The sequence below is a fragment of the Psychrobacter sp. Ps6 genome (genome assembly GCF_022129235.1).
Classification (GTDB): Bacteria; Pseudomonadota; Gammaproteobacteria; order Pseudomonadales; family Moraxellaceae; genus Psychrobacter.
Window position 1 is genome coordinate 117702 of the sequence record NZ_JADQAI010000006.1, and the last position, 12172, is coordinate 129873.

Below are 12172 nucleotides of genomic sequence, written 5' to 3' on the forward strand. Positions count from 1 at the left end.
TTATTTTAGTGACTTAACGTACCAAGGCATTGCTTTCTCAATACCCTGAATGATGTCAAACTGCGGTGCATAGCCTAAAGCATTCTGGATTTTACCAATGTCTGCCTGACTGTGACGCACATCCCCTACTCTAAAGTCTCTGTACACAGGAGATTCATCGTAACCAACCCCACTAACTGCCAAATTGTCTTGTAGTGCGGTAAACAGCGTATTCAATGTCGTACGCCCACCGACAGCGACGTTATAGACTTCGTTTTTGGCGTCATCAGTGGCAGTTGCAGCCAAGATATTAGCCTGTACCGCATTTTCAATAAAGTTAAAGTCACGACTGGTCTCGCCATCGCCGTTGATAAAGACTTCATTGCCTGTAATCATCGCCGCAGTCCATTTAGGAATGACTGCCGCATACGCACCATCTGGCGTTTGACGCTTACCAAAGATATTGAAATAACGCAGGCCGATGGTCTTAAAGCCATAAGTACGTGCAAATACTTCTGCATATAGTTCGTTGACATACTTTGTTACCGCGTAAGGTGAAAGCGGTTTGCCAATGTTATCTTCGACCTTAGGTAGTGCTGGATGATCCCCATAGGTAGAGCTGCTAGCGGCATAGGTGAAGCTAGACACTTCAGCATCACGAGCAGCAGTCAATATGTTTAAAAAGCCTGTAATATTTGCACTATTGGTAGTGATTGGATCTTTGATAGAGCGTGGTACAGAACCTAGTGCTGCCTGATGTAACACATAGTCTACACCAGCGCAGGCTGTTTGGCAGTCTTCAAAGCTACGGATATCACCTTCGATAAAACGAAAGTTTTGCCACTGCTTATCACTCACTTGTGACTGTACTTCATCCAAGTTGTGCTGAAACCCTGTGGCAAAATTATCCAACCCTACAACGCTCTGATTAAGTTTTAGTAAGGTCTCGAGCAAATTTGAGCCAATGAACCCTGCGACACCTGTAATCAGCCATGTTTTTTTATCTGTTAACAGTTCTTCTTTGACTTGTTCATACTTTGACATAATGCTTTCCAATCTTAATGTATGGATGATTTATAGACGAATATCAGTTTCATCTTTGGTAAACAGATACTTCAAGTCATACAATACATGATTGTCACGACCTAAATTTCGAATGGCAGAGACGCCCATAGCTGCAAACTCTTGATGTGCTACCGCTAGGATAATACCATCGTATTGACCAACACTTGGCTCAGTGATTGGTGAAATATTATATTCATGCTCAGCTTCGCTGGCATCAACCCATGGATCATAGACATCAACATCAATGTTATATTCTTGCAGTTCATGCACAATATCAATAATTTTGGTATTACGTACATCTGGGCAATTTTCTTTAAAACTCAGTCCTAGGATTAGTACTTTAGCGCCTTCTACTTGAATACGCTTTTTGATCATGGTTTTGATCAGCTGTGTAGTGACATATTCACCCATACCATCATTAAGGCGGCGTCCTGCCAAGATAATCTCAGGGTTATAGCCAATCGCTTGTGCTTTATGGGTTAGATAGTAAGGGTCAACGCCGATACAGTGCCCACCGACCAGACCTGGACGGAATGGTAAGAAGTTCCATTTGGTACCTGCCGCTTCTAACACGGCTTGCGTATCGATACCCATCTTATTGAAGATGACTGCAAGCTCGTTAATGAGAGCGATATTGACATCGCGCTGCGTATTTTCAATGACCTTTGCTGCCTCAGCAACCTTAATGGATGCTGCTTTATGCGTACCTGCAGTAATAACAAGGTTGTACACTTCGTCTACTAAGTCAGCGACCTCTGGCGTGGAGCCCGCAGTTACCTTCAAGATATTGGTGACACGGTGCTCTTTATCACCTGGGTTAATACGTTCTGGGCTATAACCCGCATAAAAATCTTTATTGAAAGTAAGCCCTGATACCTGCTCTAATACAGGAATACAAACTTCTTCAGTCGCGCCAGGATAAACGGTTGATTCATAAACGACGATATCACCTTTTTCTAGAACACTGCCGATTGCTTCCGATGCTTTTATAAGCGGTGTTAAGTCAGGTTGTTTGTAGTCATCAATAGGCGTGGGTACAGTCACAATAAAGAAATTACATTCTTTCAAAGCGTTAATATCTGAGCTATAGCTCAACTGGGTGGCCTGTGCCAGCTCTTCTGCACTGACTTCTAGCGTATGGTCAATACCTGATGACAACTCACCAATACGTTTTGCATTAATATCGAAGCCAATCACAGGACGATATTTGCCAAACTCTACTGCCAACGGCAAGCCGACGTAGCCTAAACCAATTACTGCGATTTTAATATCATTAACAGTTAACATGATGGTTCCTCAAAAATTTATTACTCATTGTTTAAAATTATATTACTGATCAAGTGTTATATTGTCTGTGTATCATCCTGCCGATAACCTGCCACAAATGTTGTTAATTGAGATTTTAGCCACACAACATCATCTTCTTTCGCTTTATCAGGTGTATGCGTCAAGACTTCCTCAATATCATGTAATGGGAAGCTGTGTTCCATCGCTTGCATAATAAGAGGATGCTCAGTCGTTTCGATGTTGTCATCTCCAATGATCAGCTCTTCATAGAGCTTTTCGCCTGGACGCAAACCTGTAAACATTATCTCAATATCACCGTTAGGATGATTATCATCTTTGACCTCACAACCACTTAAATGAATCATGCGCCGTGCCAGATCGACAATTTTTACAGGATTACCCATATCGAGAACAAAGACTTCTCCACCTTTGGCCATAGCACCTGCTTGGATTACTAAATTTGCTGCCTCTGGTATCGTCATAAAATAGCGCGTGACATCAGGGTGGGTAACAGTAATCGGAAGCCCCTGCTCAATCTGCTTGGTAAAAACAGGTACCACTGAGCCAGATGAACCAAGGACGTTGCCAAATCGCACCATACTGATACAGGTTTTATTACTGACTTTACTGAGCCCCTGGCAAGTCAACTCGGCCATACGTTTAGTCGCTCCCATAACGTTGGTGGGCCGCACCGCTTTATCTGTAGAGATAAGTACAAATGTGTCAACCTCGGCGCGTATGGCGGCACACGCGCAGTGATAGGTACCTTTGGTATTATTAATCAATCCTTCAAAAGGATTAAACTCAACAATAGGTACGTGCTTATAGGCTGCTGCGTGATATACCGTCTGTATACTGTATTCCTGAAACACACGATATAACTTATCCTCATTAGTAACATTGCCAATAAGAGCGACTATCTGAATATCCTGATATTCAGGATTACGTTTCTGCTTAGCGAGCAACTCTTGATGGATGCTATAGAGTGCAAATTCAGACACTTCGTACAGCACCAGACATTGCGGTTTATTTTTGATAATCTGTCTGCACAGCTCACTACCAATAGAACCACCAGCACCCGTAACTAGCACGTTTTTTCTTGTGATATTTTTAGCAAGCAGACGTTCATCAGGCTCAACAGTTTGCCTATCAAGCACATCCAAAATATCAATCTTATGCATATGGCTGACAGTCACTTTTTCATCAGCAATCTCTTGTAAACTGGGGAGCTCTTTTATCTTGATGGATATATCTGCCAGTTTATTGATAATCTGACGTTTACGAGCGCGACTGATAGAGGGTACTGCCAAAAAAATTTGCGCAATATTAAGCTCATCAACTATCTCAATAAGATCTTGGGCTGCGTTAATCTTTTTACCTAGCACATATGCGCCTGTTAACTGCGGATCATCATCAACAAACGCTACCACATTATACTTATGTGAATTTCTCAAGCCTTCTAATAGTTTTTGCCCTGCATGCCCTGCACCATAAATGACAACATTATCTAGATCTGACATATTTTTTTGATGTTCTACAGCATTCTTTTGCCAACGTGTTAATAATTCCTTTATAGTTAACCTACTGTTCCACAGCCAAATAAAGAACATGAATAAAAACAAAATGGGTGCTGAGCGCGGTATGGTTGGCAAGACTTCAAAATACAATATAACCTCATATAGTATAATAAGTACAAAAAACAACTGTAATACACGTCCCATCAATGAATCAAAAAACCCGCGCGCTACACCTCTATAAAAACCTATAAGATGCAAACTAATGATAGGAATCAGAGCGTATAAACATAACGATAATAATGGAATATGAGCGTCCATATAACCAAAACGTAATGATAAGGCAAAAAACAGACATACTACTGCCATTAAAAAATCGGCAGTAGTTAGAATGCTCTTTTTGACACTGCGAGGTAATGCCAGCAGTTGCAGAACCATGCGCTGTAACTGACTGGGACTGTCGTAACTTTCTTGAGACCTAAGATCACCATTTGGCTCAATATTCATAAATTTAATACTCAGCTGATATATTGATGATTATTTATTGTTGCCATAGGCATAACTATAATGATAGCTGTATTTGCTCATAATACCTTGCTGTACATCATTCAAAATAATTCCATCTACTTCTATATTTGCTTTATTCATTTGATTGACAGCATAGACCAGTTGTCCCTCAATTGAGTTATCATATCTAGTTACCATAAGTACTTTGTCAGCATATTGCGCCAGTATCATCGCATCAGAAGCTGCAAGTATCGGTGGTGTATCAATAATAATATAGTCATAGCGTAAGCCTAGCTCTTTCATTAAACCATTAAGCCTACTATTAGACAGTAGTGATGCAGGATTACGTGGATGCTCACCCCTAGGCATAAAATCGATATTATCTATCCCTGTCGAATGAATAAAATGACTAAGCTCTCCTGATGAAACCGTATTACCTTGTAGTGACGTATTGTCATTCTGTGAAAGGTAATCGGCTAAGCCATTGTCTTGATTCATACTGAACATCTTGTGCAACTCACCCAAGCGCATGTCTGCATCCATGATCAGTACTTTTTTATCGAGCTGAGCAAAAACTTCTGTTAAGTTAGCAGAAATAAATGATTTACCAACGCCAGGACTCTCGCCAGTAATTAAAATAACCTTAGCTCTTTGAGCTACTTGCTCTGCTGTCGGCATACCGAACATCAGGCTCGTTCTTAAGCTTTTGATGGCTTCATAACTCAAGCTGTTACTATCAGCATAGGCCAGCAAACGATTAGGCGCTTTTTTATCTTTACGTAATCTGGTTAGTAGAGGTGAACGGGGTATCGTCGCGACCACAGATACGCCTGTTTTTGCTTCGATACGTTCAGGGTCTTTAACCACATTTCTAAGCATGTTTTTCAGGAGTACGAGCATTGTTCCAAGCATCGTCCCTAATAACATCGCCAATATGATAATTTGTAGTTTCTTTGGCGCGATCGCTCGGTGGGTACTGATTGGTAAATCAATGATACGAGCGAAACCAATTTGACCAGCTTTGACGATCTTTAACTGTTCGTAGTTTTTGAGTAGCGTGAGATAGATCTCTCTGTTGATCGTCGTATCAGCTGATAGTTGTAAAAACTCTCTTTGTATCTCAGGTAATCCTGCAATAGTGTTATCTATTTCTTGTCTTCTAGCATTAAGTACTGCAAGTTGATCATTGATCTGGATTACTAATGGATGCTCTTCCGTATAATAAGTAGTGAGATCCGCTTTTTTCAATTTTAGCTCATTGAGTTGCAGCTCAATTTGCGAGCTCTCTGTTAAAAGTAGTTCGGCTTCTTTTGCCACATCAATAGTACCGTACTTTTTACGGAATTCATTGAATATTGCTTCAGAATCCTCCAACCTTTTCTTTAGGGTCGGAATTTGAGTTTCCATAAAGCTGATGGTTTTAGTGGTCTCTTCAGAACCACGAGACTGATTTTGATCAATATAAGATAAAACGATTTGTTTTAGGATCAAACTGGTTTGTTGCTGATTGGCTCCGGTCATAGACAACTGAATAATGCCAGTCTGCTTGCCTTTTTCAACCACAGATAAAGCACTATTTAACCGCTCTGTCGTCATTTGGAGAGACTGCTTAGTAAGATTGATTAAATAACCATCAGCAGGTAAATTATTTACTGTGATTTGAATTTGACCATCTGTGCCTCTGAACTGCTGGGGCTGACCTATCTCACCTTTGAAATCTTCAAAGCCATTGCTCAAGACAAACCCAGTCTCTGAGCGCATCAAGCTAAATGATTGATTTAAATACTCTTGAGATACATTAAACTGACTGATTTCTACTTCACCATCTTTAGTTTTAAGCGACACACCTTCAGGTTTATTTATTTGAGTCGCAGTACTATCACTTTTTATTCTATCTAAGGTGCCAATATTAGGGTCAGATAGGCGAATACGTAAATGCAGTAAACTGACAACAGGCTCTAAAATCATACGCGACCTTATCAGCTCTGCCTCTGCTTGGGCTTTACTAACTTCCGACCCAACTAACTCAGAAATATCAGCCCCTAGTGCTGCCACTCCTTTGGAGTTCTCTTCAATTTGAATAAGTGCATCTGACTTAAAGGTAGGGTTGACATATCTACTATACAAAACCCCAATTACTAGGCCTAATACAGCAAAAAATACGATGATTTTCCAGCCGCGCAAAATGGCAAACAGCAGCGCCATAAGATCAATGTCATCATTATCTTCTTTCGAAACAGGTTTTGATAAATTTTTCGAATCTGTACTCATAACTATAGGTCTACCACTTCAGCTTGTTCATCGGATAAGCATTACTTAGCTAATTTTATCGGCCCACTGATCGAGACCATCAACAATATCTTGATATGCTGTCTCAAAAGCGCTCATTTCATGTTTATATGGGTCAGCAATATCCTTATTTTGCCAGTGACCAAGCTTAAAGGTTTTACCACGGCAAAATGGCCAACGTTCCTCAATCCATTTAGTCTGACTATCTGACATGGTAAAAATAAGGTCAGCTTTTTTTGCTAATTTTTCGTCGATTTGTTTGGCTACATGGTCTGTAATATCTATCTGCTGTTCAGTCATAATTTTGAGAGCAGATGAATCTGCAGGATGTCCAATTAAAGCTCCAACGCCTGCAGAGTCAATTACTTTGTTAGGATAACGCTTTTTTAGTAACGCTTCTGCCATCGGACTACGGCAAATATTACCAACACAAACGACCAAAATATTGTTAAACGCCATAATTATCGTTACCTATAGAGTTGAAAGAGATCTAAACGCAGTAGTGGAAGGTAGTAAGGCGCTAATAACACGATTCCAGCGTGTAAGACCAGTTGGGTCAACATAGACAATATCATTAGGATACATCTCAAAACGATTAGCAAGCGCAAAGCTAGTAACCGTTTGCATATCCACATAATAAATATCAGTTGCTCTCGTATTGAGATTGTCACGAACGACGTATATCTTGGCCGCATTAGCCGTATTAGAATTGAGACCTTTGGACTCCCCTAAAACTTGTGCCAAGCTGATACCTTGCTCTAAGATGGGTACTGGCTCCACTTGTCCAAACTCTCCCAACACATATACCTTATTACGTTCTTGGCTATTGACATGGATAGAGTCACCATCTTGTAAATAAATTTGGTTGGCAGAAGCACCCATCTGTCGTAACGACTGTAAACCTATATTGTAGCTTGTACCTTTACGGTTCAGCACAACATTGTTTGAATCACCTGTAGGCGTTGCACCACCTGCCATAGAAATTGCCCCATATAGAGAAACGGGCACATCAGCAATAGGGAACTCACCGGGCTGCTTAACTTCGCCATCGATAAAAAACTTATTGCCACGATAATTAATGATTTTCACTTGTGGATCTGGATACCTGAGATAACGCTGAAGGCGACTTTGCAAGTTCGCTGTAAATTGTGGCACACTCATACCGCTAGCTTTTATACGACCAATAAGTGGGAACTGAATAAACCCTTGCTGATCTATAGGAAAACCAGATGCATATGGATTGGATGCACTACTACTGTTGGTCAAAGGAGGCGCTATGTCAGGATAACCTACCAACGTAATACCTAAAATATCTCCTTTAGCAATACGATAATCCACTTGACCAGACGTATTAATCAAACGTATTAAATCACTACTTGGTGTGATCGTTTTTTTCGGTGGTAATGTTGCTAAATTTAAGGGCTGGACATTAAATTCTATACCATTCTCTGCAGTAAAAGATCCACTGGGTGGTAACTGACCAGCTTGAAGCCCAGAATTGATGGTTGTAGTAGCACATCCATAGAGCATACTACTAGCTAACAAACATGCTGCACTCAACAACTTAGTTGTTTGTCTCATATCAAAAAGCCCCTTCTATTACTGCAATCATATAAAACGACTAAAAACAGTTTTGTATTGATAATTTGCATCGACGTTATTTTTTACATCTTTCACAAAAATAATCGGCATCATAACATAAGTTAGCTAACTGTAACGAACGTTCTTATTGATTGATACAAAAAGCTATTTTTAAACTAATTACTTGATGTGAGATATAAATTTTTTTTATCAATTACAGCTACATATATTACGTATATTAATAATTGATTGAATTTATACTAAATTCTTACACTGTTATATTGCTGCATATGTACGGTTATCTAAAAGATGTTAAACATTCTCAGTAAAAATATGCAAGATTTTGTTCAAATTGGCTTGAGTACAGTTGCAAGGTATATAAATCAGAGAAATAAGCCAAAAAATACAGTGTAAGCAGTCTTTTACTAGTATAATGCTGCTCACAGCAAACAATGCATATTCTTACCTATTATAATTTATAATCTGGTATAAACAATTGTTAATCATTATACATTGAGAAATGTAAACCCACCGACTCAAGGACATTCAGATGAAAGATGAAAAATTACAGAAAGCACTAGCCCGTATGGGACTTGGTTCACGTCGCCAAATGGAAGAAGTGATTAAAGCAGGTCGCGTCTCTGTTAATAATGGTCCAGCAACGATTGGTGACCGTGTAACACCAGGCGATGAGATTCGTGTGGATGGTCGTCAGATCAAATATACTGCCGAAAATGAGAAGCGTCGCCGAGTGATCGCTTATTACAAGCCTGAAGGTGAAGTCTGCTCAGCCAAGGATCCAGAAGGTCGTCCGACCGTATTTGAGCGCTTGCCAAAGCTCACTCATGATCGCTGGGTTATGGTGGGACGCTTGGATATCAATTCAACTGGCTTACTATTATTTACCAATGATGGTGAGATGGCGCATCGCTTGATGCATCCTTCTAGCGAAGTGACACGTGAATATGCCGTTCGTGTGTTGGGTGAAGTCACTCCTGATATCGCCCGTACCTTGACTGCTGGTGTTATGTTAGAAGATGGCATGGCGCAGTTTGACGACATCAAAGAAGGCGGCGGTGAAGGCGTTAATAAGTGGTATCACGTCCAGCTCAAAGAAGGTCGTAACCGTGAAGTACGTCGTTTATTTGAGTCACAAGGTCTGAAAGTTAGCCGCCTATTGCGTACACGCTACGGTACGATTGCCTTACCAAAAGAGTTACGTACAGGTCGTTTCTTAGAGCTCGATAAAAAAGAGATCAATACGTTGACCGATTTGGTGAGCTTACGTCCACGTTATGGCACAGGCCTACATGGCGCGGCTAAAGAAAAGCAAGAGCGTATCAGAAACAAGCCGCTTAAAGCGCGTCGTACGGACACTCGTAATGACAACCGCAACAGCAGCGCGAAGCCTAAAAGTAGTGCTAGCCCTGCCAGCCGCGGCACGCGTAATACTCGTGACCGCAACGATAAGCGCTAGTTCAGTTTATTTAACATTATTCTAAATTTTTGATAGATTTAGAATAAATATAAAAAAGCGGTCAATGACTATTCATCATCGACCGCTTTTTTGTGTCTCTTTTACAGGCGTCACAGTTGCTCAGTATAAAAATAACGGCTCAGCTATCGTGGCTATTAATATAATGCTTCATGACTCGCAGCTCTTTTAGCTGCTCCTCGTCCATTTGTGCCAGTAGTCTATCCAACCGCTGTTCGATATTATCTAAAACACTTTGCAATAACTCACTAGCCTCTAACCTCTTTTCACTATTCTCACTAGTGACATTTATATTTGTTAATTGGTAGTGACTGGCTAGCATTTCAGGTAGCCGAGTTTGCAGCATTTTGTTCAATACAAACTGTGCTTCTGTTATAGCAGGCGTTTTATGTTGAGCTTGTAATGCTGCCTGATAAGCTTGATAACTATCCACTTTGTTATCGATACGTTGTAGTTGCCGTAGCTGCTGATCTGACAAGCTTTTTAAGTGCTTTTTATTCAAGTTAAGCTGTTGCCAACTTAACGTAGCCAGTGACAATGGCGCATGATCATCTTGATATATAAGCACACCTGGGGTAATACCGACCGCTTTGTGCAAGGCATGCCAGCCTTTTCTACCTAGATAAAAAGTCGTGACGGTCGTTACAATACCGATGCCTATTAATATACTCATAACTGCTCGCTACTTATCACTCAATTCTATGTATGACTACTTATCGTTGGCATTTAGCGTTTGATATCTTCTGCTACTGGATTTTTCACATCCGTGCTACTCAAAGTAGGTGACTCAATAGCCTCTGTTTTCTTACTAAGATTACTCAACGGCTGCATCGTTGACTCCGCAGTTGGATGATCAAAGCGTGTTTGCAGATAGCGATTGGTCGCGAGCAGTTTTTGGCCATCTTGATGGTATGAGGCATTGAGTAAGTCATCAAACTGTGTGTTGATCGTCTTAAGCACTTCTAACAATGCTTGTTTGCCAGTGACATCTGAATGTTTGATCTTAGTGGTATCAGCGCGCGCGCCATCCGCCACATCTAAGTCATGCAAGCGGCGATAATCGGCCACTGCTTGTGGTATATGTCGATCCATCAGATTTTGAATCATGATATAAGTTTCATTGATGGTGTCTTTATCGTCTATTTTGCCGTCATTATTGGTATCACCATAAATCAAGCGGAGTTTTTTGCCTTTTCGATTGATTTGCTCAAGTGCAGTTTTAACATCAACTGGCAAGCTCTTTTCTGGTATATAGCCCAGTTGCGGCATGGCAGTATATTCCAGCATTTTGGGAGCGGTAACTTTCTTAATACCACGATACCCCAGATATAACCCAGCGGCCGGCAGCACTCCGTATAGTACAAACATCACTAACATAGCAGTCACTTGGGTCATCGGGTTGTCCTTATTGTTTGACAGAATAGTTTGACAAATTTCTTATTATTTTAATCAGTATTTTAAGCTAAGCGATTTTGGTGTCGTCAACTTTATTGCTTAGCACTGCTTTTATTAAACAAAAAAATAAGGCTCTGTTAAAGCCTTATATTGTTATACATTGAGTCTGTTATGTTTTTGGATAATCTTTTATTTTATAAAATACGCTAGCTTTGCGTGCGACTCTTGACGTAACGATGGGTTGAGGCAAGACGATTTAAAACGGTTTGATGCAGCTCGTCCAATAACTCATCAAGCTCATAATCAATCTCTAAAAACAAATCTGTCAGCATATCGCCTGCAGTCATCTTGCCTTGTACCATATTGTTTTTGGTGCGATGCGGACTAAAGCGTTGTAGCTGCTCATAATGATGTAGCGCTTCAGGGATACTTTCGGACACGAGCTTGTCAATGACAAACTGACGTTCATTATGTTGCTGTTGCTCGTTTAGCTCACTACTCCACTCACGATAGCGTTTTAGCTTACCATTGATACGATCTAATATCGCAACGGCTTCGATAGGCATCGCATTTAGGGTGGCCTCATCGACCACATCAACAAGCTCAGTCATAATCGGACAACGTCCATGTTTGAGATACCATAAAGTAACGGGGTCAAAAGGCGGTCTGTTGGTCGGGCGTATGTGAGCACGATTGGATAAATAGCGATCAGTCAATGGGGTTGATGAGCGAATATCGTTCACTTGCGCCAATGCATCACGTATACGGTCTACCCGCTCAGGCGGCGTTAGTGCAGCACGCTCGTGATTTGATTGAGCGGCGTCATTATTATGATGGATATCGACATTATCACTATTGTCATTCAAGTTATGATTAACGCCCATCTCCTGCGCATTGTTGGCAGCTAACGTTGGTAGGTCATCTTGAGCTTGCCCAAATGACTTTAGCATTCTTGTCAAACTGACTACCATGACTTGCTCTGCCCCTCGTCTAATACGCACTCGTTGTGCTCGTATTGCATACGTTCATTCAATAGCGTATCTTAACAGGTTTTTGCTGA

10 protein-coding genes are annotated in these 12172 nt (G+C 40.8%); 1 reads left to right on the forward strand and 9 read right to left on the reverse strand.

Annotation, left to right across the window (positions count from 1 at the left end; all coding sequences use genetic code 11):
• From I3255_RS08795 to I3255_RS08820, 6 genes are read right to left on the reverse strand one after another with little or no spacing between them, the layout of a single operon-like run.
• A complete protein-coding gene (locus I3255_RS08795) occupies positions 1-1023 on the reverse strand; it encodes an NAD-dependent epimerase/dehydratase family protein (protein WP_238038504.1) in 1023 nt (340 codons plus the stop codon).
• A gap of 30 nt (positions 1024-1053) precedes the next feature.
• Positions 1054-2331 (reverse strand): Vi polysaccharide biosynthesis UDP-N-acetylglucosamine C-6 dehydrogenase TviB, encoded by a 1278-nt coding sequence (tviB, locus tag I3255_RS08800; protein ID WP_238038505.1) that lies wholly within the window; start codon positions 2329-2331, stop codon positions 1054-1056.
• A gap of 56 nt (positions 2332-2387) precedes the next feature.
• Positions 2388-4352 carry a nucleoside-diphosphate sugar epimerase/dehydratase gene (locus tag I3255_RS08805; protein WP_238038506.1) on the reverse strand — a complete coding sequence of 655 codons (1965 nt, stop codon included), beginning with the start codon at positions 4350-4352 and terminating at the stop codon, positions 2388-2390.
• 30 nt (positions 4353-4382) lie between these two features.
• Positions 4383-6623 (reverse strand): polysaccharide biosynthesis tyrosine autokinase, encoded by a 2241-nt coding sequence (locus I3255_RS08810; protein WP_238038507.1) that lies wholly within the window; start codon positions 6621-6623, stop codon positions 4383-4385.
• Positions 6624-6668: 45 nt separating this feature from the next.
• Complete coding sequence (locus I3255_RS08815) at positions 6669-7100, reverse strand: low molecular weight protein-tyrosine-phosphatase (protein WP_201606328.1); 432 nt, start codon at positions 7098-7100, stop codon at positions 6669-6671.
• 12 nt (positions 7101-7112) lie between these two features.
• Positions 7113-8222, reverse strand: coding sequence for a polysaccharide biosynthesis/export family protein (locus I3255_RS08820; protein WP_238038508.1), 1110 nt, complete (start codon positions 8220-8222; stop codon positions 7113-7115).
• A gap of 550 nt (positions 8223-8772) precedes the next feature.
• On the opposite strand from I3255_RS08820, the gene rluB reads away from it, so the two are divergent.
• Positions 8773-9699: a 23S rRNA pseudouridine(2605) synthase RluB gene (gene rluB / locus I3255_RS08825; RefSeq protein WP_201602464.1), complete on the forward strand. Its 927-nt coding sequence runs from the start codon at positions 8773-8775 to the stop codon at positions 9697-9699.
• A gap of 139 nt (positions 9700-9838) precedes the next feature.
• Here rluB and I3255_RS08830 read toward each other — a convergent pair whose 3' ends face one another.
• From I3255_RS08830 to I3255_RS08840, 3 genes are all read right to left on the reverse strand, one after another.
• Positions 9839-10390: a hypothetical protein gene (locus tag I3255_RS08830; RefSeq protein WP_238038509.1), complete on the reverse strand. Its 552-nt coding sequence runs from the start codon at positions 10388-10390 to the stop codon at positions 9839-9841.
• Positions 10391-10443: 53 nt separating this feature from the next.
• Positions 10444-11112, reverse strand: a complete 669-nt coding sequence (locus I3255_RS08835; protein ID WP_238038510.1) for a hypothetical protein — start codon at positions 11110-11112, stop codon at positions 10444-10446.
• 206 nt (positions 11113-11318) lie between these two features.
• Positions 11319-12113 carry a hypothetical protein gene (locus I3255_RS08840; RefSeq protein WP_238038511.1) on the reverse strand — a complete coding sequence of 265 codons (795 nt, stop codon included), beginning with the start codon at positions 12111-12113 and terminating at the stop codon, positions 11319-11321.
• Between the last annotated feature and the right edge of the window lie 59 nt (positions 12114-12172).